At 47.4% G+C, this 22,933-nt stretch carries 15 protein-coding genes; 7 read left to right on the forward strand and 8 right to left on the reverse strand.

Annotation, left to right across the window (positions count from 1 at the left end):
• Positions 1 to 5: 5 nt before the first annotated feature.
• The 4 genes from P3C17_RS10570 to P3C17_RS10585 all read right to left on the reverse strand — a co-directional run bounded on the left by P3C17_RS10570 (position 6) and on the right by P3C17_RS10585 (position 7,061).
• Positions 6 to 1,871 (reverse strand): putative nucleotidyltransferase substrate binding domain-containing protein, encoded by a 1,866-nt coding sequence (locus tag P3C17_RS10570; RefSeq protein ID WP_300929409.1) that lies wholly within the window; start codon positions 1,869 to 1,871, stop codon positions 6 to 8.
• Positions 1,872 to 1,932: 61 nt separating this feature from the next.
• The gene (locus P3C17_RS10575) at positions 1,933 to 3,561 is read right to left on the reverse strand and encodes a BCCT family transporter (protein WP_300929410.1); all 1,629 of its coding nucleotides are present in this window, start codon (positions 3,559 to 3,561) and stop codon (positions 1,933 to 1,935) included.
• Positions 3,562 to 3,662: 101 nt separating this feature from the next.
• Positions 3,663 to 4,964: a porin gene (locus P3C17_RS10580; RefSeq protein ID WP_300929411.1), complete on the reverse strand. Its 1,302-nt coding sequence runs from the start codon at positions 4,962 to 4,964 to the stop codon at positions 3,663 to 3,665.
• Positions 4,965 to 5,360: 396 nt separating this feature from the next.
• Entirely contained in the window at positions 5,361 to 7,061 is a 1,701-nt protein-coding gene (locus tag P3C17_RS10585) for a Zn-dependent hydrolase (RefSeq protein ID WP_300929412.1), read from the reverse strand.
• A gap of 467 nt (positions 7,062 to 7,528) precedes the next feature.
• Between P3C17_RS10585 and P3C17_RS10590 the strand changes: the two genes are divergently transcribed.
• The 3 genes from P3C17_RS10590 (at position 7,529) to P3C17_RS10600 (ending at position 13,764) form a co-directional block, all read left to right on the forward strand.
• Positions 7,529 to 9,331: a glycosyl hydrolase family 18 protein gene (locus P3C17_RS10590; RefSeq protein WP_300929413.1), complete on the forward strand. Its 1,803-nt coding sequence runs from the start codon at positions 7,529 to 7,531 to the stop codon at positions 9,329 to 9,331.
• 77 nt (positions 9,332 to 9,408) lie between these two features.
• Positions 9,409 to 12,483, forward strand: a complete 3,075-nt coding sequence (locus tag P3C17_RS10595; protein WP_300929414.1) for a glycosyl hydrolase family 18 protein — start codon at positions 9,409 to 9,411, stop codon at positions 12,481 to 12,483.
• Positions 12,484 to 12,558: 75 nt separating this feature from the next.
• A complete protein-coding gene (locus tag P3C17_RS10600; protein ID WP_300929415.1) occupies positions 12,559 to 13,764 on the forward strand; it encodes a lytic polysaccharide monooxygenase in 1,206 nt (401 codons plus the stop codon).
• 46 nt (positions 13,765 to 13,810) lie between these two features.
• Here P3C17_RS10600 and P3C17_RS10605 read toward each other — a convergent pair whose 3' ends face one another.
• Entirely contained in the window at positions 13,811 to 15,088 is a 1,278-nt protein-coding gene (locus tag P3C17_RS10605) for an acetyl-CoA hydrolase/transferase C-terminal domain-containing protein (RefSeq protein ID WP_300929416.1), read from the reverse strand.
• A 211-nt stretch (positions 15,089 to 15,299) separates the two neighbouring features.
• On the opposite strand from P3C17_RS10605, the gene P3C17_RS10610 reads away from it, so the two are divergent.
• Together P3C17_RS10610 and P3C17_RS10615 are read left to right on the forward strand one after the other, a co-directional pair.
• A complete protein-coding gene (locus P3C17_RS10610) occupies positions 15,300 to 15,839 on the forward strand; it encodes a hypothetical protein (protein WP_300929417.1) in 540 nt (179 codons plus the stop codon).
• A 114-nt stretch (positions 15,840 to 15,953) separates the two neighbouring features.
• Positions 15,954 to 16,559: an outer membrane beta-barrel protein gene (locus P3C17_RS10615; protein WP_300929418.1), complete on the forward strand. Its 606-nt coding sequence runs from the start codon at positions 15,954 to 15,956 to the stop codon at positions 16,557 to 16,559.
• A gap of 71 nt (positions 16,560 to 16,630) precedes the next feature.
• Here P3C17_RS10615 and bktB read toward each other — a convergent pair whose 3' ends face one another.
• Positions 16,631 to 17,815: a beta-ketothiolase BktB gene (gene bktB, locus P3C17_RS10620; protein ID WP_300929419.1), complete on the reverse strand. Its 1,185-nt coding sequence runs from the start codon at positions 17,813 to 17,815 to the stop codon at positions 16,631 to 16,633.
• A gap of 163 nt (positions 17,816 to 17,978) precedes the next feature.
• Between bktB and P3C17_RS10625 the strand changes: the two genes are divergently transcribed.
• Entirely contained in the window at positions 17,979 to 18,398 is a 420-nt protein-coding gene (locus P3C17_RS10625; RefSeq protein ID WP_300929420.1) for a hypothetical protein, read from the forward strand.
• 13 nt (positions 18,399 to 18,411) lie between these two features.
• Here P3C17_RS10625 and P3C17_RS10630 read toward each other — a convergent pair whose 3' ends face one another.
• The gene (locus P3C17_RS10630; protein ID WP_300929421.1) at positions 18,412 to 18,861 is read right to left on the reverse strand and encodes a hypothetical protein; all 450 of its coding nucleotides are present in this window, start codon (positions 18,859 to 18,861) and stop codon (positions 18,412 to 18,414) included.
• A gap of 356 nt (positions 18,862 to 19,217) precedes the next feature.
• Positions 19,218 to 22,196: an ExeM/NucH family extracellular endonuclease gene (locus tag P3C17_RS10635; RefSeq protein WP_300929422.1), complete on the reverse strand. Its 2,979-nt coding sequence runs from the start codon at positions 22,194 to 22,196 to the stop codon at positions 19,218 to 19,220.
• 288 nt (positions 22,197 to 22,484) lie between these two features.
• Between P3C17_RS10635 and P3C17_RS10640 the strand changes: the two genes are divergently transcribed.
• On the forward strand, positions 22,485 to 22,718 hold the full coding sequence (locus tag P3C17_RS10640) for a hypothetical protein (protein ID WP_300929423.1): 234 nt from the start codon (positions 22,485 to 22,487) through the stop codon (positions 22,716 to 22,718).
• The last annotated feature ends 215 nt before the right edge of the window (positions 22,719 to 22,933 follow it).

The raw sequence follows: 22,933 nt of genomic DNA on the forward strand, positions 1-22,933 counted from the left end.
CTCTGTTACTGTCGCCCGCCTGGGTAACGAAACTTCAGAAATTTTTGCGCGAAGCTTAGAATTTGAAAGGCTTCTTTTAAGGTTTTACGTTCAAACGCTGAGAGTTCTTCAGGTTTGACTTTGTTATCCGCCGCTCTGCCCGCTTGGATCGACTTGGCTTGCTGACGAATTCGTACCATAGCTATCACTTCCAGAGCATCAATCAAATCATCAGCCCTGCCCTTAGGTAAAATTCCGGCCGCTTTGACTGCCAATAAACGCTCATAGGTATTGGTTGCAGCGCAGCCAATAGATAAAGCATGCACTCTGACCAGGTCGGCCAATGGCGCGGTACCTCTGCGTTTAATATCCAGTGAGTTATTTTGCTGACCATCATTTTCCAGCACAAAATCTTTAAAGAAACCTAATGGTGGCGTCCGGCTGATAGCATTTCTGGCCATACAGGCTAAAAAGTCCGGATTGGCTTTTACCTGACGCCTGATTTGTTGATTCAGTTGATCGGCCCATTGCACTTGGCCCCAAACCCCTTCTAAATCAAAAAATATACCGCTGTTGAGCAATCGCTGAGCATCAGGTTTTTCAATCCAGTCCGTGAAATACTGCTGCCAGACTCGTAGCGGCTGTCGCCACTGACTGTTGGTGGCCATAATATCGCCACTGCAATAGCTGTAACCACAAAGGGCCAAACCATCGCAAACAAACTGAGCCAGCGCAGCAAAATAGTCCTGATGCAAAACCGGGTCATAGTCATTATGCAGCACCAACGCATTGTCCTGATCCGTCACGATCAGCTGTTCATCCCGCGCCATAGAGCCCAAGGCCAGAAAACAATAAGGCACAGGTGGTGGCCCCAATTGTTGCTCTGCCAGCTCGAGTAAACGTTGCTTAAAACTGCGGCCTGTCACCGCCATAGCAGCGCCAATCATTCTGGAGTTAGCATCTTCATTGACCATACGGACAAAACAGGAGGCTAATTCAGTGCTCAGGCTTTGTAGTTCAGCCACCGTTTGCTGGCGGAAAATGCTGCTGACAATGTACAGGCTGTTTTGCGACTCATAACGGATCACGTCGGCGATAGAAATAATACCCAGCACCTTGCCCTCTTCAAGCACGGGTAAGTGATGCACATTGTGACGCAGCATCAATAACATGGCTTCAAACACAAACTGGTGTTGCTCTATACACACCAGTTCGGTGGTCATCACCACTGCTACTTTTTGCTGATAATCCAAACCTGCAGCTATTAGTCTGTTACGTAGATCCCTGTCTGTCACTATGCCAACCAAAGCCGCGTCTTTTGACTGGTCCGCTACAATCAACAAGCACGACACCGACTCTTGTTGCATCAATTGCGCCGCCTGCTGCACTGTGGCATCTGCGGCTAAAGTTACAGCAGCTCTGCCAATCAACTGGCGAACTTCTGAACTCATTAAATCATTGCTACTTTTGTCGGCAAGAACCCCGCTCTTTTTGCGTTGGGTATCGCCTATCTCAACATAATCAGCAAAGACTTCATCGGATTGATACAGCAATTCAAAACAGTCCACAGGAATAAAATAGATCAGGCTGTCTTCTATCGCTGTAGCAGGAAAAATAACAGTTTTATCGCGCAATAAGCCTTGCTCAGCAAAAATTCCTCCTTCGCTGAGTCTGTTATACAACACGCCATTACGTCTGTAGGTTTCGACGGCACCGCTGCGAACCAGATGCAAAGCCTGTAGCGGCTCACCAAAACGCAATATCGGCGTACCAGCTTTAAAATAACCAATGTCTACCTGCATCGCAGTCTGGTGCAATAAGTCATCCGGCAGCTCTTTAAAAGGGCTGTAGCGCTTTAAAAAATTCAAAATTTCTATTTGTTCTATCTGCATTCGATTGCCTTCTCCATGAAAGCAGGAGGAGTGATCTCCTCCTGCCTTGATCATCCAGCGGTTAACTACGAGGCTCTGATCTCAGCCCTATCACAACAGACACACAAGAGGCTAATAACACCAAAGCAAAAGGAAAGCCGGTCGAAACTGCCATGGCCTGCAATGCCACTAAGCCACCGCCCAGCACCAGCGCTATAGCAACCAAGCCTTCGAAGGTGCACCAAAACACCCGCTGCGCCACAGGCACATTCACTTTACCTCCAGCCGCTATGGTATCGATCACCAATGAGCCTGAATCAGAGGAGGTAACAAAAAACACCACCACCAGCACTATGGCAATAAAGGAGGTGATATTGGCCAATGGTAAGGCCTGCAGCATTTGAAACAATTGCAGTGGCAATGCTGCCGAGACTGCCGCCTGATAACTATCCTGCACCAGTTGATGAATAGCAGTAGAGCCAAAGACGGTCATCCACAATACACAAGCGAAAGAAGGTACCAGCAGTACTGAAATTAAAAACTCACGTACAGTTCGGCCTCTGGATACACGAGCGATAAACATGCCGACAAAAGGCGACCAACTGATCCACCAGGCCCAGTAAAAGGCCGTCCAGCCTTGCAGGAAATTACTGTCTTCGCGCCCAACCGGATTGGCAAGAGCAGGTAAATACTGCAGATAAGCCCCAAGGTTATCCAACACGCCAGTTAATATCACTAGTGTTGGCCCAAGCACAATCACGGACAACAGCAGCAGTGCCGCCAGTGCCATATTGATTTCAGATAAACGTTTTACGCCCGCATCCAAGCCCGCCACGACCGAAACCAAAGCAATCAGCGTAATCACCACCACTAATACTATTTGGGTCGTCTGACCTTCAGGCACACCAAACAGCAGGTGCAAACCGGCAGCGGCCTGAGCAGACCCCAGCCCAAGCGATGTTGCCAAACCAAATAAAGTGGCAAATACCGCAAGAATATCAATGCAATGCCCTGGCCAGCCCCAAACCCGCTCTCCTAACAAGGGATAAAACACCGACCGGATCGTCAGTGGCAAACCTTTGTTAAAGGAAAACAACGCCAACCCCAGCGCTAAAATGGCGTAAATAGCCCATGGATGCAGCGCCCAGTGGTAAATAGTAGCCGCCATACCCAAACGTGCAGCTTCGACAGGATCGCCGACAGCACCAGCAAGTGGCGCCCAATCAGTACGACTGCCATTTTCCAGTACTGGGCCAGTTAAGGCACTGCTGAAATGAGATAAAGGTTCGGACACACCATAAAACATCAGGCCTATGCCCATACCGGCGGCAAATAACATCGAAAACCAGCCCAAATAGCTGTAATCGGGTGTGGCCTCTGTGCCGCCCAGCCGCACTTTACCCAGAGGCGATACAATAAGTGCCAGGCAAAGCAGCACAAAAATATTGGCGACACTGATAAAAAACCAGTCCAGATTACTGGTCAGCCAACCACGCATAGCAGAAAACACCGGCGCGGTTTGGCTCTGGAATACCAATGTAAGTATGACAAAAGCCACAATACTCAAGCCTGAGATCAAAAATACTCTGTTATGAATATCCAGACCAAAAGGGCCAAGTTTCACCAGAATATTGTCTTGCCCGACCTGATAGTCGGTGTCGATAGCATTGACCCTGCCATCAGGGATCATCGGATCTTTTTGTTCGTTCATTCTGTACCTGCTGTAGTTTTAATGTGCGCCTACACTGGTCACCAGCCTGAGTGACCAGTTATTTCGGATCACGCGGTTAAAAATGTCGGGAAAAAGACCGGCTAAAAGTAATAGCCAATATTGATATTAAAACGTTGCTCTTCTTCCGCACTGTTTCCGGCCATACTGCCACCGACAAAAGGCTGGTTACGGGCGTGCACATAATCCACATAGGTAAAGAGTGAACCTGCAGCAATAGAAAAGCCTGTGACATTCATCAAAGTACTGCGGCTTTGATCGGATTTGTCATACACCAGACTGTAGTTGTTATAAAACTGCAAATCAGTGACAGGGCCCCACTGAACTGGTACATCATAGGCCAGGTTGACTGTGGCTGATTTTGCTTCTGCTGCTATAGAGTCATAAAAACCGTAAGCTCCTACAGCGATACGCTCTATACCATCCAGATCATAGTGATACTGGCTATGTTGCAGCTGTAACTGCCAATGCTGATAGCGGCTGTTCAGATGCAAAGCAAAAGCCTGATAATCACCAGCATTATGCGCACCATCGTGCAACTTGCCGGACAGCGCAGAAAAACCAAGTTCGGTGTGCAACTGGCCCTCTGTCAGGTGATAACCAAAACGGCTGACAAAGGTATTGGTTTCTGCCAATGCTTGAATGGGTTCGCCATAAATATCTTCGGTCGCACCGCGAGCGCCGACTATATCGTAGGAATAGCGGTCGGTTTTATCTCCAACATAACCATCTATGCCACCGAGTTCATCGTTTTTGAAAAAGCCTATATCCAACTGCCACTGATCAGAAATCTGCCGTTTAAACAGCAAGCCCAAATCGTGGTCATCTTCTAAACCCAGGTAATAATTACTGCTAAAGAAGTAGTTATTTGAGTTGTAAGGCCAATTGCCAAAAGGCACCTGAGTGATACCCAACTGGGCTTGCCACAGCTCATCCAATTGATAAGCCACATAGGCTTTTTTAACCGCCGTCATGTAATCAAAAAAACGAATCTCGGCATTTAAGCTGACATCCCCAACTGTGCCGCGAAAATCCAGTCGCAGCAGGTCGAAGTCAAAATCACCACCGCGATTTTTATTGCCTTCATCATAAGAGGTATGACTGAAGTTTGTCCGCACGGCACCGCCGACTTCGATGCCATCAGCAGGTTTTTCAGCGGCCGGTTTTTCAACTTCGGTTGTTGCAGTGTTTTGCTGATTTTCCGCTTCAGATTCTTGCTTAGTCTGCTCTGCTAAACGGCTTTCCAAAGCCTCAACCTGAAGTTTAAGTTGCTGTAGCTGTGTCGCTAAATCCTGCTGCTCTGCAGTATTTAAACTATCCGTTGCATAGACAATAGAAGGACAGGCCGCTGCGATAGACAGAGCCAGAATTGTGGGCTTGACCATTGAATAACCTTTGGTAAGTAGTGAGAAGAAATACCCAAGTACAGAAACAGCCGAGTTGACCAAGCTGTTGTTGCCTGTCTGCGACAAACATTACTTTGGGCATATAACGCTTTTATAGGGTAACGCAACACCAGGCTCAGGCCAAATTTCAAGCGGGAAAACGGGATAAATGGGGAACTCAGCAGGATAGATGGCTAATTAGAGGATTATTGTTTATGTAAATTCCCGGCTAAATTTCATAAAATTTAGCATTTTTGATGCTGTTCGTTGCAAAAAACACTGAGGGTCAGAGCACAAGCTCTGACCCTGTTTATGTGCAGGATGTACAGTCTATTGCAACTGTCGGGGTGGTAGCGGTCTTTGCCTCTGGCAAAGGCTGGGCTCTTGTTGCGACAATTACAAACCTAAAACACCTTTACCCTGATTAAAGATAATATCCACAGGGATATTAGCACTGGTTAAACGGGCCAAATCATCAGCCAGCTGAGTTTTGATCACGCCTTTATCTGCCATCAAAGACGCCACACCTTCGTAGTTACCGTCCCCCTGCAACGTCAGGATCAGTTGCGACAACGAGGTCATAGCTTGTTTCATTTTGACGTAATCCACCTGATAGGTGCCGTCGTCATTACGGACAAAAGCGCCCTGCTCGGCAAAGTAGTTAAAACACACCATATTGGCTTTGCCGTGTGCGCTGGATGCGCCAAAACGTACTGAGCGGAAAATACCAGCCATAAAAGTGGTGTAAAAATCTTCCATTTTGGCATCAGGTAATAAACCCTGCTCCGACAACTGGGAAATCATATACAAACCTAAAATATCGGCTTTGCCTTCTTCCAGACCACCCGATAGCTCTTTTAAGCTCTGGCGCACTGTGCCTTTGTTATTGATGGTGTTTTTAATACCTAAACCATGCGCTACTTCATGGAACATCACGTTGTTAAAAAAGGCATCAAAAGTCACATGCTGGCGCTGCGAAGGTGCGATCAATACATCAGCAATAGGCGACATAATATGTTCAAACTTAGCCTGCATCGCATTTTTTAACTGCAAACGGCGCGTGCCTTTTTCCAGCTGCACCTGCTCATCATTGGGCAAGTTAATGGCGATAGTTTTGCCACCTGAATTGGAATGACCGGCGTAATAAATCACGTCATAGGCATTTAAGTCCGCATCGGAGCCTGGGCTTTCAGTTTTGTATTGTTCTGGCACCGGCAGACCTTTTTGCAAAGCTGGTAACGTAGCAGCGTATTTAGCTAAACGTTCACTCCAGGCTAAATCTTTCACCAGTACATAAGATTCAAAAGCTGCGCGGTAACCAAATAACTGATCTTCATAGGTTTCAATAGGACCAATCACCACATCTATAGGGTTGGTTTTCATCGCCATCCAGGCAAAATCGGACGGCTGATAATTGTCAGTTAAAAAGGCTTCAGCGCGCATCGTCAGGTAATTGGCAAAGTCTTTATCTTCCGATAAAGCCGCAGCTTCTTTTAATAAAACGGCTGCTGCTGTCAGTTCTGTTTTGTACAGCTGCGAATAAGGTACAGCCACTAAGTTGCCGTCTTTGTCGCGTTGTACTGCCGAATAAAGCCCGTTTTTATCGGCGAAATCGGCCTTTTCAAACTCTTCTTTGGTCATATCAGATGGATAAAACTGAGCGCCCAGAGGCTTAGCTGTATAGCCTGTTAAAAACACCTCATCACCTTGTAATCTGTCCCAGGGGCCGTAGTTTACATCGGCAAACGCTTTGGTTTTGGCATCCGTTATTTTGCCTAAAAAGCTTTGTTTATCTTCTGAAAAAGCCTGCTTCCAGAACAACTGATCCATAATTTCCGACGCTTCAATCAGCTTGGCCAGCATCTGTTTATGTTGTGCTGATATACCAGATAAATCTGCCGTTAAATCCACAGTGCGGTAGATATCCAGGCGTTTTTCAAAGCCTGCGACCAGCGAGCTGGCTAAGGTATCGCTTGTTGGTGCAGCAGCTGCAGCTGTATTTTGTTGTTCTGTTTTTTGCTCTTCAGCAGGTGTACAAGCCGTTAAAGCTAAAGCGCCGCCAAGGCTTAATGCCAGCATAATTTTGTTGAGGTGCATCCTATGGTTCCTTCTGTTTTTTTAGTTTTGTCTTGGTTCTGTTTTGGACCTGTTTGGCCTGAGGTTTGAATCTTTTTAATCCGCAATATCATACTCCAGAGTGAGCCAACTTGCCGTCTCAGCGTCTCAGTTTTACGCAAAAACTATACTTTTTGGTAAAACATCCATAGTTACAATTTCCTATAAAAAAACCAAAAAGATAAAACCCGCAAAACAAATGTCTATCGCTGTCATTTTAATCCGTCATAAACTTTTGTTTTTTGTCTCTTAATTTCAAACAGATAACAAAATATAATCAAATTATCATAAATTTATAATCAAACTGAAATGATCAATAATTGACAGCGATGTCATTTAAGCTAATTTTTAATGCGCTGGTAACACACTGGGAGAAGGATGGTCCGTGGTCAGTGTCCTCATCGGCATACAGAAGCACATTATTGCTATAAACACAGACCGGAGATTTCATGTTAACAACATCTTTCACTCAGGCGGATCAGAGATCGCGCCGTACAATTTTGCAGACCCGCTTACCCCATCCTGTTTTTTTATTAGTATTATCCAGCCTGTTATGCTGCACGCAGTTGAGTGCAGCACCAGCAGCGCCGGGTAAACCTCAATTGGCCTGGCAGGAAACTAATGTCAGCCTGGTGAATGGCCAGTTTAATATTCCGCTGCAATGGGATATGTGGTGGGGTACCAATGGTAATGAATGGAATTTAACCCGCAATGGCACTGTGGTTTACACTTCAACCATAACGCCTAATGGTCAGAATGCACAAAGTGGCAACACCAATTCGCTGGTCACCACTGCAGGCAGTTATGAGTTTGTTGTGCAACTGTGCAATCAGCAAGGGGCCGAAAAAACCTGTACCGCCAGCGATAAACGAGTGATCACAGTGACAGGCTCCGGAGGTGGTGACACAGGCGGTGGTGATACCGGAGGCGGTGACGGTGGTTTTGATCCATGGACTGATATCAATGCCAGTAATTACCCTCAACCGCTGAAACAAAACAACGTCGCGCACAGCAACAGCACAGGAAAAATGGTGGGTGGTTATTTTGTTGAATGGGGCATTTATGGCCGCAATTACCATGTTGCAGATATTCCAGCCAAAAACCTGACCCACCTGTTTTATGGTTTTATTCCGGTTTGTGGCCCCAATAGTTCACTGAATGATGCCAATCCACAAGGGTACAGCGCGTTAATGGCGCAATGTGCCGGCAAACCGGATTACACAGTGGTGGTGCATGACAAATTTGCAGCTTTAGAAAAATCCTATCCGGGTGACACCTGGGATCAACCAGTACGGGGTATTTTCGCCGAGCTGTACCGGCTGAAAAAAACACATCCAAATCTGAAAATCTTACCTTCAGTGGGTGGCTGGACCTTGTCTGATCCGCTGTACACCATAGGGGTCAATGCGCAAGCCCGCGCTACTTTTGTTGAGTCCATTGTCGATATGATCCAAACCTACGACTTCTTTGACGGTGTGGATATCGACTGGGAATTCCCTGGCGGTGGTGGTGCTCACCCTACGCTTGGTTCAGCTCAGGATGGCGCTGGTTTTGCCCTGTTGATGCGTGATTTACGTTTGGCGCTGGATGCCTTAAGTGTGGAAACAGGCCGCACTTATGAGTTAACCGCAGCCATGAGTGGTGGTGTACAAAAACTGCAACTGGTCGACTGGGAAGCAGCTCATCCGTACATGGACTACATCAACCTGATGACCTACGACTATTACGGTGCCTGGAACGGAGTGTTAGGCCATCAGGCTACTTTATACCCCAATCCAAACTCTCCATTGCCAGGTTTTAGTGCTGACGAAGCCGTACAGCATTTGCTGTCACGTCAGGTGCCTGCAGGCAAAATCACCTTAGGTGCCGCTATGTATGGCCGTGGCTGGAAAAATGTCAGTAACGTCAGTGGTAATAATCCGTTTACCGGCACTGGCGGCGCAGGCATCAGCGGTAGCTGGGAAGCGGGTATTGAAGACTATAAAAAAATCGAAGCCGACTATATGGGTGGCGTGAATGGCACCGGAGCCAATGGCTTCAGCCTGTTGTGGGACGACACGGCCAAAGCCAGCTATGTCTGGAATTCCGCTGTCGGCACTTTAATCAGCTTCGACACCAAACGTTCTGTACAAGCCAAAGGTAACTATGTATTGCAGCACCAACTGGGCGGCATTTTTGCCTGGGAACTGGATGCAGACAACGGCCATATCCTCAACGCTATGCACGAAGGTTTAGGCCATCCGGCGCAATAACCATCTCAAAACAACGGGCCTGCGTCAAAAATGGCCCGTTGTTTTATCTGCCACACAACAAATAAGAGAATAGCTTTATGCAACAGGTACAAAAACTTTATCTGTGTGGGCTACTGAGCCTGAGCAGTTTCAGCAGTCTTGCACTCGACTGCGCCCCTTTGGCGTCATGGGATGCAGGCGGCACTTATGTCACCAATAATCAGGTGAAACATCAAAACAACGCTTACCAAGCCAACTGGTGGAACCAAAACCGTGATCCAGCCTTGTATTCCAATCCTTATCAGGAATGGACTTTACTTGGAAGCTGCGATGGTGCAGTCGAAAATCAATTGCCCAGTGCAAGTATCACCAGCCCTGCTGCTAATACCAGCTTTAGCGCTGGTACTGTGATTAGCTTCAGTGCCAATGCCACAGATCCGGATGGCAGCATCAGCAAAGTCGATTTTTACCTGAATAATCAGCTGTTAAGCTCGGATACCAGCAGCCCGTATCAGGCACCATGGACAGCGGTAGCCGGTAATCATCAGCTGTATGCTGTGGCTTTTGATAATGAAAATGCCAGCAGTCAAAGCAGTACTATTGCCTTTAGCGTGACCAGCGCACCAGGCAATCAACCGCCACAAGTCAGCCTCTCCTCTCCTGCCAATAACAGCCAGTACAGAACAGGTGAAACGATCTTAATCAGTGCCTCTGCCAGTGATAGCGACGGTACAGTGGCCAAAGTGCAGTTTTATCTCGGCACCAGCTTATTGGCCGAACAAACCGCAGCTCCTTATACCACCAGTTGGACAGCAGTTGCGGGTCAGCAGCAACTCAGAGTGGTGGCAACAGACAATCTGGGTGCAAGCAGCGAAGTCTCGGTTTTGGTTAATGTCACAGATGAGCAAAGTGGTCATGCCGCTTGTCGTCCTGATGGTTTATATGCCACGCCTGATCTGGATATACCTTATTGCACAGTGTACGACAGCAATGGTCGTGAGCTGATGGGCGCCGATCATAAACGCCGTATCATTGGTTACTTCACCAGTTGGCGTAATGGCGCTAATGGTCAGCCCACTTATTTAGTGCCCAATATTCCGTGGAGTAAAATCAGTCACATCAACTATGCCTTCGCCCATGTCAATGCCAGCAATCAGGTAGGCATAGGCAACATCCAAAGTGCAGCCAATGCGGCCACTGGTATGGAATGGCCTGGTGTTGCAGGGGCAGAAATGGACCCGGAGTTTAACTACAAAGGCCATTTTAACCTGCTGAATAAATACAAAAAACAGTACCCGCATGTCAAAACCCTGATCTCCATCGGTGGCTGGGCTGAAACAGGTGGTTTCTTTAATGATGCTGGTGAACGTATTGCCAGTGGTGGCTTCTACAGCATGACCACCAATGCGGACAACAGCATCAACTACAACGGCATCAATACCTTTGCCGATTCAGTCGTCAGTTTCCTGCGCACTTATGGTTTTGATGGTGCCGATATTGACTACGAGTATCCTTCTACCATGAAAGACTCTGGAAACCCGGATGATTTCACCATAGCCAATGCCCGCCGTGGCGGCTTGATGGCTTCTTATGTGGTATTGATGAAAACCTTAAGAGAAAAACTGGATGCGGCCTCAGTAGCGGATGGCAAACACTATCTGCTGACCATAGCCTCGCCTTCGTCCGGTTATCTGCTGCGTGGCATGGAAGCTTTTCCTGTCACCCAGTATCTGGATTACGTCAACATTATGACCTACGACTTGCACGGCGCATGGAATCAGTATGTTGGGCCTAATGCAGCCTTGTTTGATGATGGACAAGACAACGAGCTGGCGACCTGGAACTACTACAATTCGGCGCAGTACCAAAACATCGGCTACTTAAATACCGACTGGGCTTACCACTATTTCCGTGGCGCTATGCAAGCGGGCCGCATCAATATTGGTGTGCCTTATTACAGTCGCGGCTGGAACAATGTCACAGGCGGAACCCATGGTTTATGGGGCAAAGCACCTTTGCCTAACCAGAATCAGTGTCCGGCCGGTACGGGCGGTTCAGCACAAAACCAATGTGGCAGCGGTGCTGTCGGCATAGACAACCTCTGGCATGATTTGGGCAAAGATGGCAATGAAATGCCAGCTGGCTCTAACCCACTCTGGCATACCAAAAACCTGCAGGCTGGTATCTTAGGTAGCTATGCCAGTATTTATGGCCTGGACCCTGTCAATCAGCCAGAAGATCAACTGATTGGCACTTATCAGCACCATTACGACAGCACGCTGGTTGCGCCATGGCTTTGGAACACGACCAAAAAAGTCTTTTTGTCGATTGAAGATGAAACCAGTATTGCCGCCAAAGCCGATTACATTATCGAACGAGGCATAGGCGGTGTAATGTTTTGGGAGCTGGCGGGTGATTACAGCTACAACAGCAGCACAGGCGAATATGGTTTTGGTGATGACTTAACCAGTATCTTCTATAACAAATTTAAAACCGCTTCTTTGTATGGCAATCAGCGTGACCCAAGGCCTTTACCTGCCAGCAGTCTGGATCTGAACGTCAGTCTGGGTGGTTTTAAATTAGGTGATTCAAACTACCCACTGAATCCTAAACTGACGTTGGTGAATAACAGCGGTCAAACCTTACCTGGAGGCACAAAAATCAGCTTTGATGTGCCCACAGCAACAGGCAATAACGTGACGGATCAAAGCGGTTTAGGTACTACGGTTATTGAAAATGGTTCCAATAGCTCAGGCAATAATATTGGCGGTCTGGACAATGATTTCCACCGAGCGGAATTCACCCTGCCGGGCCACAGCCCTTTAGCTTCAGGTGCCACTTTGGAGATGACACTGAACTACTACCTGCCTATCCCTATGCCGTCGAACTGGCGTATCACTGTAGGTACAAAGTCTTTTGCACTAAAACAGGACTACCCACAATTACCAGCAGGCACCATCAGTGGTGGCTCTGGCGGTGATGGTGGTAATAACGGCGGCAGTTGCGTTGGAGTGCCTGCCACAGTAGTGACCTACCCGACATGGCCTCAGGGCGATCACGCGGCTGGTGGAAACTACATTCGTTATCAGAACCTGATTTACAAAGCCAATTGGTGGACCAACTCAGTACCAGGCTCAGACAGCAGTTGGACTTTGATCTGCACCGCTTCTTAATCTTGTGCCACTGATAATTTCTTTACCCTTTACAGCGCCGGATTGAGTCCGGCGCCTTTTTTAAGGAAATCTGTTATGAACACATCACAACTTTTCACCGGAACTTTGAGCTTGCTTGCCCTGCTCTGTTCTTTTCACAGTCAGGCCCATGGTTATGTGGAATACCCCAAAGCCCGACAGCAAATTTGTAAAGAAGATGGCGGCTACTGGTGGCCTGCTGACGGCTCTGGCATACCCAACCTCGCCTGTCGTGCCGCTTTTGTGCAATCCGGCGAATACCCTTTGAGTCAGCACCACGAATTCTCCAGCAATGTCGCCAACTATCAGGATATCAGTGCAGTAAAAGCCAAACTGACCACAGGCTTGCTGTGTGCTGGTGGCGATGCCCGCAAAGCCGGTATGGATGCACCTTCAGCGCATTGGCACTACAGCACTATTGATCTAAGCCAGCAAAACAGCCTGCAACTGAAATTTAAAGCCACAACGCCACATAACCCCAGCTACTGGCAAGTGTATTTATCCAGCGCCGATTATGATCCGGCCACAGAGCTTTTAAGCTGGGATAAATTACAGTTAATTCACCAGCAAGCGGATATCACAGCACAAGCGGGTTATTATCTGTTGAACATCAGCTTGCCTGCGGATCGTCAGGGCAAAGCCGTACTTTATACCCGCTGGCAAAGAGAAGACGCAGCTGGAGAAGGCTTTTATAACTGCTCAGATGTGTTGCTGGTCAATAGCAACACAAACCCGGCTCCAGACCCCGTCTGGTTTGATAAAGGCGCCTATTTAACTTCAGGGCAGACAGGCTCTGCAGGTGAAACTGCGGTAGTGCGCGTATTTGACAACTCAGGTCAGGAACTGATGGAGCAAAGTCTGTTGATCACCCAAACAACGGCCATCAATCAGCAATGGGCGTTGGATTTAGCTCAGCTGGTCAATACTCAGCACAGCACTTTGCTGCAGATTGGTTTACAACAAAATGGCCTGATCACAGTGCAGCCACCCCCTGCACAAAACCGCTTTTATCTGAGTCATAACACTCACTTTGTCAATCTGGATTTAAAACCGGCAGAAACCACAACACCGGGTTGTGCAGGTCTGGATCCAGCTCAGATTTTTGCCTACCCTAACTGGCCGCAAAAAGACTGGAGTGGTCAACCCAGCCATGCCAGTGAAGGCGATTATCTGTCCTATCAGAACAAAGTCTATCGCGCCAACTGGTGGACTCAGTCTGTTCCGGGCTCAGACAGCAGCTGGACTTTGATTTGTTCAGTGTGAGCGCTCAGGCCCTGAGGTGAACTCAGGGCTTTTTTCAGTATTTACCTTACACCAGCAAACCCCAATCTTCATAAGCGGCTTTAGCCAGTTGTTCCCGAAATTGTGGTGCTGCTATATCAATTAAGGCTCTGGCTCTTTCGGTCAAACTGCGCGCCCGCAAGTTTGCCACTCCAAATTCTGTCACCACATAATGCACATGAGCCCGGGTCGTGACCACACCAGCGCCAGGCGCCAATAAAGAACTGATACGGGACACTGTGCCGCCCGCAGCTGTGGCAGGTAAAGCAATGACAGAACGCCCGCCTTCAGACAAAGCTGCACCACGCACAAAATCCATCTGCCCGCCCACTCCTGAATAAATACGGGTTCCCAATGAATCGGCACAAACCTGACCGGATAAATCCACCTGCAAAGCACTGTTGATTGCCATCACCTGCGGGTTCTGCCGGATCACAGCCGTGTCATTGGTGTAAGCCACATCTAAAAACACCACTTCAGGGTTATCATCCACAAAGTTGTACAAAGCCTGGCTGCCCATCGCAAAAGTAGTGACTATTTTGCCCGGATGTTTTTTCTTATTACGGTTGGTAAACACGCCTTTTTCCAGTAAAGGCAATACGCCATCGGAAAACATTTCGGTATGAATACCTAAATGCTGCCTGTCACCAAGACAAGCCAGAGTGGCGTCAGGAATAGCCCCTATGCCCATTTGCAGGCAATCACCATCACGCACTAAACTCGCCACATGACGGCCTATTTGTGCTGTCACCGGATCAACCACAGCAGGTAAATGCAAAGGAATAGGACTCTCGAGTTCCACATAAGCGGCAAAATCTTTCAGATGCACAAAAGAATCGCCATGAGTGCGGGGCATATTCGGATTGACTTGTGCAATGATTTTTTTCGCCGATTGCAAAGCCGCTCTGGTTGCCTCAACTGAAATACCCAGACTACACAAGCCATGTTTATCCGGTGGCGATACCTGAATAATAGCGGTATCGAGCTTTTGCTCCCCACTGCGGAATAACTTAGGAATTTCCGATAAAAAGGCAGGCACATAATCAGCCAGCCCCGCATTCACTGCTGGGCGACTGGGTCTGCCAACAAAAAACACCCGCTGGCGTAAATGGCCTTTGAGCTCATGAGCACACAAAGCTTCGCTGTGTTCTGTGTGCAGGCTAAGTAAGGTCAGGTTTTGTTTATCCAACGCAACACGGGCAAGGCCATTGAGCATGGCATAGGGAGTTGCCGCCATCGAATGACACCAAATGGTTTCGTCATTCTGGATCAATGAAAGCGCCTGTTCGGCCGAGTAACAACGCATATAAGTCCTCTGCTTCAGATAAATAGTCTGTGTAGTTTAGTTGGTTTTGATCAGGCGAATACTGATAAGGATCAACAGAAACCATTGATAAAAGTAAATTTTTTGTTGTGTTAGCTGGGCTAATTCAAGCTGAAACAAGTAACAAAGCCACACTAAATTTTACAGAGCGTTCAGCGATGAAAGTCTGTTGTTCAACACAAGGATGAATGAAATGAAAGTTGTTCTGTTATATCCCCTGCTGATGGTTGCTTTAACGGGTTGCGCAGTGCAACAAGAACCTGCACCAGTCAAACCGGGCTTGACGGCTTGGGATGCCATAGTAATGTCTGAGCAGTCAGCGCCCGCGGTCGTACCAGGTCTATTTTCGCTGGAGATAAAAAATGCAGCAAAGGTAGGTAAGGTGGTTTACCTGAATACAGAATACGATTACCGCGACAGACGTAATGTCACTGTGGCACTGACTGCAGAAATGTTGGAGGAATTTGCCACACTGTATCCGGATCAAAAACCAGAGCAGTACTTTATAGGGAAAACCATAGTGGTGAATGGCGCAGCTTCACGTCAAACCATTTGGTTTATCAGCGAAGGTAAAGCATCGGAAAAGTATTATTTCCAAACCCATATTCCGGTATGGCAAACAGGCCAGATCCTGTCACCTTTAACGGCAAAGGCCTATTGGAGACAAAACAAAAAAGCGTCAGAACAATCTTTAACTGCAGAAACACCAGAGCCACAACAAACGACCAACTAAGGTGGACAAAAAGCTTCAGGCTGCGCTCTGCCTGCCTGTTGCGATATTCATTCGTTTAGAAATACATAATTCAAAGTTCTGTGTAAGTCATTTATCAACAAAATAAGGATATTCATGAAAAGTCTTAGTGCTTTACTGATTGCATTACCATGTATCACGTTATCTCCCTTGGTCGCTGCCCATGCTGATGCATTAAATCTGACTGTCGATGTGGGCTCTGCGAAACAACAAGGCGACAGCTTCTCAGATCACGATACCTCTGTTGGCTTAACTCTGGGTTACGAGTTAACGTCTAACTGGTCACTGAATTTAAGCTATACAGATTTTGGCAAGGTATTTACAGGCCCTGGTACATTGGTCACTGAATCGGGCAACTATGATACTCAGCATTTTATCGATACCAAAGCTTTGGGCTTAACAGCTCAGTATCTGACAGATCCTTTGATGGCTGGTTGGGCTTTTGGTGCTCGTTTTGGCCTGATGCATGTAGACACAAAATTATCCTATGTTGCACCTGAACTCATGGGTGGTTTCAGTCACAGCAGATTAGATTCAGGCACTGCGCCACTAGTAGGAGCTTTGGCAACTTATAATCTTGCAGAAAAGCTGACTCTGATCGTCAGTGCTGATTATATGGCGGCTGACGTAGAAACTTCAGGACTTGGTGATGAAAAGATTAAAACCACACGCTTTGCTGTTGGTCTGAACTATCACTTCTGATGAGCCCCTGGAACCCCGGTTCAGAGCTTTTAGTCCCTTTGCGGACAAAAACTAAACCGGGGTTTCTTTTATCAGAGTCGTTCAATCAATAAAGCAATGCCCTGCCCGCCCCCTATACACATGGTGATCAGGCCATAACGCCCTGCCGTTCTTTGTAATTCAGCCAAAGCTTTTACCACTAAAATAGCCCCCGTAGCTCCAACCGGATGCCCAAGTGCTATAGCGCCCCCGTTTGGATTTACTTTAGTGCTGTCAAACCCCAAAGTCTGACAGACCGCCATCGCCTGTGAGGCAAAAGCTTCGTTGGATTCAATCACGTCCATCTGTTGCAGTGAAAGCCCGGTCTGACTCAATAACTTTTGCACTGCGGGTATAGGCCCAAGCCCCATCAGCGCAGGTTCCACGCCGGCAAAACTATAACCAATTAATCGGGCTGCGGCTTTTACACCAAGACGATTCGCTTCACTGGCACTGGTTAACACCAAAGCGGCCGCACCATCATTTAAACCTGAGGCATTACCCGCTGTGACCAGACCGTCCTTTTTAAATGCAGCTTTAAGGCGGCTTAAACTCTCCACTGTGGTATCAGGCCTGATATGTTCATCCTGTTTTACCCAGAGTTCGTTCTGACGGGACTGAACCACTACAGGCGCAATTTGTTCATCGAAGTAGCCTTGCTGCTGCGCATAAGCCGCACGGCGCTGACTTTCGCAGGCATAAGCATCCAGTTCACTGCGGCTAAAGCCGTATTGAGTCGCTATAGTTTCAGCAGTCAGGCCCATATGACCAGTGCCAAAAGGGTCGGACAAAATCCCTAAGGTTAAATCTGTCACTGCTGCATGACCAAGGCGTAAACCTCTGCGCACCGCAGGCAATAGATAAGCGCCATTGCTCATACTTTCAGCGCCACCGGCCAGAGCAATCTGGCTTTGGCCTAGTTGGATCAACTGAGCTGCAGAAATCACAGCTTGCAAGGCTGAGCCACATAACCTGTTGACATTAAATGCAGCACTGGTCACAGACAACCCAGAGTTCAGCGCTATATGACGGGCTAAATAAGCATCTGCTGTTGCTGTGGTAATAATATGGCCAAAAACCGCATGGTCAATTTGCTCTGCCACCACACCACTGCGATTGATGGTGGCTTTAGCTGCCACAGTCCCCAACTCTGCAGGACTTAACGAAGACAAAGCGCCGGCAAAACTGCCAATAGCAGTGCGTGCACCGCTAAGAATAACCACATCAGAAAGCTGCATACGGATCCCATACTAAACAGATAATTCACTAGCATTCATAGCAGCTTATCTTAGTTCTGTGTATTTCTGCCAGTTGCGACTGCCCTTTGCCTTGTGAGAACACTAAGGCTGTACCATAGTTATCTGCCTTACTGCACATCTGAAGACGGATCAGGAACAGAGCATGAGCTATCACGGACACTTTAAACTTTGGCAGGAAAATCAGCTGGTACTGGCCGAAATTTACGGCGCCTGGAGTATGGATACAGCACTGGATTACACAGCTCAGCTCAAACAGCTGGTTCAGTCAATGAATGGCCAGCCCTGGGCCAGAATAGTTTATTTAGATCAGTGGCAGTTAGGCACGCCGGATTTTGAGAACGTCATGAAAGAACTGGTGAGATGGTGTGTTTTGCATCAACTGCGCTATACAGCTTATGTGTTTCATTCAAACCTGCTGAAAGAGCATCAACTGGATAAATTTATCAACTCAGCTGACTACACTAACCAGAAAAAAATATTCACCCGGCCAAATGACGCCTTCGACTGGCTGGACAGTGTCGGCTTTCCCGCTGTTAGCCGCTCTTTTCAAAAGTGTTCCTGAGGCACGGCCTCTGCTATAACCTGTCCGCAGGGCCACATAGAGCCAGCGTTTTCATTTCCTGATCAGTGGCGCTGTCATTACATTCACCAATAATTCGCTCGTAACCATGTTCAAAATGACTGTCGAGTTCAAAGTAACCTTCTTTACAAAACTGTTTTGTTTCCATTAACTCAGCCAGTTCATCATACAAAGGACCTTCCCCCAGTTCTTTATCATAACGGTTGGCATTAGAAGGACGGCCTGGGCGTCTTTGCCTTTGTTGCTCTTCCGCTATGCGCTGCATCATCACTTTCTGCTCCATTTGCATAGGACGCCCTTTGCGATAGCTGAATTGCTTACTCTGATCCGGATGCACACAAGCTGTAAAAATCGCAGGAGCTGTTGAACGTCTGTGATCGGTTGACGAACATCCCACCAGCAAGCCCGCTGTGCTGATAAACACTATCCAATACTTTGCTTTCACCTGACTATCTTCCTTATATAAAGCCTGCTCACTCAGACAGAGGGTAAATGATGAGGTTCTTTGTAGCATAAAACTTTACTGACAGGCAGCACCATCAGCCGAATAGCCAAAAACCGCTTTTGAGTAGCACAAAATGTAAAACAATGGTCGGGAACCATTGTTAACAGCGGAGCGCAGCAACGCTGGCCTGAACAGGCATTTTGCAGGACAGCAAAATGTAAAACAATGGTCGGGAACCATTGTTAACAGCGGAGCGCAGCGACGCTGGCCTGAACAGGCATTTTGCAGGACAGCAAAATGTAAAACAGCCACCTGGTGGTGGCTGTTACTTTAGTTTAGTTCAGGGCTAAAATTCATTAACCAAATAACCAACCTAACACTTTGTTGATCACCGAAATCACCCATTGCAGCACAGTATTACTTTTGCCATCTTTCACTTCAATGACATAACTGACACTGGTGCTGACACCCAAAGAGTCTGTTGCTTTAATGCTGAAACGCAACTCCGGCTGATGTTTGGCATTCAGCTTCTTTTTCAGCGTTAACTGGCCATTTTTCAGCACCAGATACTTATCACCTTCAACCAGCTGGATTTTTTCAATCACAGCATTATTGCCTGTCGCTTGTGCCGTGACTGTCGCAAGCACAGTACCAGGCTTACTCTGATCAGAGATCACTGTAGCTAAGCCCTCAAGCGTAACCACTGGCAACTCAGGTAAATCATTCAGCTGTACTTCAATAGTGGCGGGTTCAGACACTAAACCAGATTCAGTTTGCACTGTTAAATCAAACCGCAGCACCTGACGGCTTTCAAAGTCTAAATCAGCACCAGCAGCCACCATCAACTGACCTGTAGAGCTGATGTTAAACCATGCAGCTTGTTCACCCGACAACTGATAATGGGCAATAGCCACTGCAGAACTGGTGACAATTTGCCCTACGACAGTGCCGGCTGCAGCCTGCTCGTCCAGCATAAACAACTGGTCCTGCACCACAGGTTTTGCAAAATGAACCGACATCACCATAGGGTCATGATCAGAGGAGCGGAACGGACCTGGCGCATAGAAGTTGGCTTTCGCTATGTCCGATTTATACTCTTCGTTGTAATCCAGAATGGCAGGTTCGTCGGCATTGATTGCCCATTCTGTCACTTCGGCCACCCGGCTTCTGATATCACCAGCGGCAAACACATGATCCAGACTGCCCGACTCACCATTAAACTGGTAAGAGCTGACTTTGTTGCCATGAGCCTGCTGGCTTAACTGCACATAACCGGCATCATTCATTGCCCGGATAGGGTCTTCCAGCATATAGGCATTAAAATCACCTACGATCACACTGTTGTCGGTTTCGACACCTGTAGGGTGACCTGCTAACCAGTTGTGCATGGCTTGTACAGCCTGCAGACGCACCGCATTCCAGCAGCCTTGTCCATCGCCTGAGTCCAGATTGGCCAGGTCGGATTTATTACTTGGACAACTGCCTTTGGAGCGTAAATGCACCACAGTGAAATTCAACAATTCAGCAGATTGCTCTACTTTAAAGCTTTGACTGATCAGCGCCCTGTTGCCGTAATCAAAAGGCACAGCAGTAGTTACAGCAGCCAGACCAGCCTGAGTCACTTTGTCTTTGCGATAGATAATTGCCGAGGTAATAGCGTCGGTTCCTACCTGTGGCATGGCAAAATCAACAAAAGCCCAGACATCAGCCCCCGCTTCTTCATTTAAACCACGGACTAAATCTGCAAGGGCGCTTTGTTCGGAAAAACCGTCGTTTTCCATTTCCAGCAAACCGATTAAATCGGCGTTCATGGCCGCAATAGCGGCGATAATTTTGCTGCGCTGTTTGGCAAATTCAACAGCAGTGGAAGCACCACGGGATGTAGGGAAACCGATACCTGTGCCGTCACCGTTAAAATAGTTCAGTACATTAATACTGGCGATACGGTAATCACCTTTGCTGATGGCAGGTTGTTCTGTGCGGGGATTACTGCTGATAAATACAGGTTCAGTCAGAGGATGCACCCGGTATTTACTGAAGCCATAACCAAGCACTGCATCAAAAGGCAGCACTTCATCACCCACCCTCAAGGTATTGCTGGCCGATAAACCTGGCGCAGGGTAAACCTGATCTTTATTCTGCAGATTAGAACCATCATCCAGCACCAGCTTGTTCAGGCTATTGGCTGCCATCACAGCTTTTGCTGCATCGCCTGGTAATGCAATTTGTGTTGGCTGATACAAACGTTCAGAAGATAAGGTCAGCTCGTTGTAACGACCTAAACCGTAGTTATCAGTGACCGTCAGACGTTCGGTTAAACGAACTTTCATGCCTTCCAGTGCTTCGAGCTGGCTTAAACTGCTGACCGGCAACGTCACAGCAACAGCTGCTATGTCCTCGCCTTCGCCACAGTCGGTTAAGTCCAGCAGTTTTGCCAATTGAGTCTGACCAAAAGACTCCTCCACCACGGCGCTGACACGAACTTTGTCACCCACTGATGCTGCTTTACCAAACAGATTGTCGTAAACAAACACCCCTTCAGAGGTCAGAGGGTTTTGATCCTGATCGGCCATTTCTTCCTGAATAAAAAAGCCTTTTAAACCACTGTTGTCCTGATAGCTGGCAGTGACGACGGCTTCAACAGAAAGGGTCTGCCCTTTCAGTGGCGATTCATCTGTCTCGCCCTGAATAGCGGAAATAAAGGTGGCTACATCACCACACTGGCCATGCACATAAACTGGTTCTTCCGGCTCAGGCTCTTCCGGATCAGTAGGGCCTGAGCCGTTATAAAAACCTATATCGCTGAAATCATCCTGAGCAAACTGCTCGTATTCCAAAGAAGGATCAAACAGGTCCGCAGGGTTGCTATCTCCCTGAGTAATTGACGCTTTACGTCTTAAGGTTTTATCTAGGGTAGAGACGCCACCTGAATTCCAGGCACTGCCCGGGTCAAAGCCAACCTGACCAAAAGAATCAATGACCAGTTCGCCTTTAGAAAGTACCAACGCATCATCACCGTTGTACCAGGATGAACTATTCAGCAACTGAGCTTTGTCTTTTAACGCCGCTACAGCATTGTTATTGGCAATCACATAGACAGCGCCTGGTGCCAAAGTACCGGTTAAATTAATGGTTGCTGCTGCTGTGGTATTGCCATTAAAAAACATCTGCAGTTTGTACTGAGACAAATCAAGGCTCTGAGAGCCCAGATTCACCAGTTCAATCGCTTTGTTATTGGAAGACCCTTCAAGGTATTCGGAGATCAGCAGTTCAGCCTGAAGCTGCTGGCTAAGCGCCAGTGCAACAGCGACAGCACATAGATTTTTTATGCTCATGGAGTTCACTTTTGAGTTGTTTATAATTTTAACGGCTAAATATTAGAAGTTAACAATGTTACAAACACATTAATAAACCAACACTTTTATTTAATCAATCGCAAAATACCAGCGACTAAACGGAGTTCAGGCTGCATTCATCGTAATTTTTCTGCTTTTTATCCAGCCAAAGGAACAAAGTCATCTTAATTTTTGTCAGAGCCTGTGCATGAGAACTCCTCCCGGAGTGAGAGAAGCAGTTCACCACCAGGGATTATTATTAAAAAGCGCTACACCGGAGCTCAACCCATGATGACAAGTATCCGTACCCGTATTTTGGCTTTTTTAGATCTGGCGCACTGCCAGTACAAAGTAGAAGGCAATACCATCACTACGTCCACTGCAGTGCTGGCCTTTACCGCTGATCATTTATCTATTTTACGTGAGGGAAAACCTGAACGTTTAATGCCTTATGAAAAGCTGAATATGGATAAAATTCTGTTTTTACTGACAGCTCAGTCGGATAAAAACCCGCAGCACTAAAGCAGCAACTAATAATTTCCAGTGACTTCACTGTTGGTAAGTAAAGCGTAAGAAAACAGCGGCTATGCTTGCACCTGCAGGAATCAATCAGATGGAGTCACTTGATGAATTTTCGTTCCCCGGCGTTGTGGGCACTTCTTGTGTCACTGCTTTGTTTTATCTTTCCGTTTCGCCCTGCTACCGTTACACAGCATGATGCAAACACAGAAAGCAGT

It is taken from the genome of Rheinheimera sp. 1928-s (assembly GCF_029269265.1).
Taxonomy (GTDB): Bacteria; Pseudomonadota; Gammaproteobacteria; order Enterobacterales; family Alteromonadaceae; genus Pararheinheimera.

What these genes read in the sequence shown, in the direction of transcription:
- P3C17_RS10570 (WP_300929409.1), bottom strand. Translation starts at nt 1,871, where the DNA reads ATGCAGATAGAACAAATAGAAATTTTGAATTTTTTAAAGCGCTACAGC.
- P3C17_RS10575 (WP_300929410.1), bottom strand. Translation starts at nt 3,561, where the DNA reads ATGAACGAACAAAAAGATCCGATGATCCCTGATGGCAGGGTCAATGCT.
- P3C17_RS10580 (WP_300929411.1), bottom strand. Translation starts at nt 4,964, where the DNA reads ATGGTCAAGCCCACAATTCTGGCTCTGTCTATCGCAGCGGCCTGTCCT.
- P3C17_RS10585 (WP_300929412.1), bottom strand. Translation starts at nt 7,061, where the DNA reads ATGCACCTCAACAAAATTATGCTGGCATTAAGCCTTGGCGGCGCTTTA.
- P3C17_RS10590 (WP_300929413.1), top strand. Translation starts at nt 7,529, where the DNA reads ATGTTAACAACATCTTTCACTCAGGCGGATCAGAGATCGCGCCGTACA.
- P3C17_RS10595 (WP_300929414.1), top strand. Translation starts at nt 9,409, where the DNA reads ATGCAACAGGTACAAAAACTTTATCTGTGTGGGCTACTGAGCCTGAGC.
- P3C17_RS10600 (WP_300929415.1), top strand. Translation starts at nt 12,559, where the DNA reads ATGAACACATCACAACTTTTCACCGGAACTTTGAGCTTGCTTGCCCTG.
- P3C17_RS10605 (WP_300929416.1), bottom strand. Translation starts at nt 15,088, where the DNA reads ATGCGTTGTTACTCGGCCGAACAGGCGCTTTCATTGATCCAGAATGAC.
- P3C17_RS10610 (WP_300929417.1), top strand. Translation starts at nt 15,300, where the DNA reads ATGAAAGTTGTTCTGTTATATCCCCTGCTGATGGTTGCTTTAACGGGT.
- P3C17_RS10615 (WP_300929418.1), top strand. Translation starts at nt 15,954, where the DNA reads ATGAAAAGTCTTAGTGCTTTACTGATTGCATTACCATGTATCACGTTA.
- bktB (WP_300929419.1), bottom strand. Translation starts at nt 17,815, where the DNA reads ATGCAGCTTTCTGATGTGGTTATTCTTAGCGGTGCACGCACTGCTATT.
- P3C17_RS10625 (WP_300929420.1), top strand. Translation starts at nt 17,979, where the DNA reads ATGAGCTATCACGGACACTTTAAACTTTGGCAGGAAAATCAGCTGGTA.
- P3C17_RS10635 (WP_300929422.1), bottom strand. Translation starts at nt 22,196, where the DNA reads ATGAGCATAAAAAATCTATGTGCTGTCGCTGTTGCACTGGCGCTTAGC.
- P3C17_RS10640 (WP_300929423.1), top strand. Translation starts at nt 22,485, where the DNA reads ATGATGACAAGTATCCGTACCCGTATTTTGGCTTTTTTAGATCTGGCG.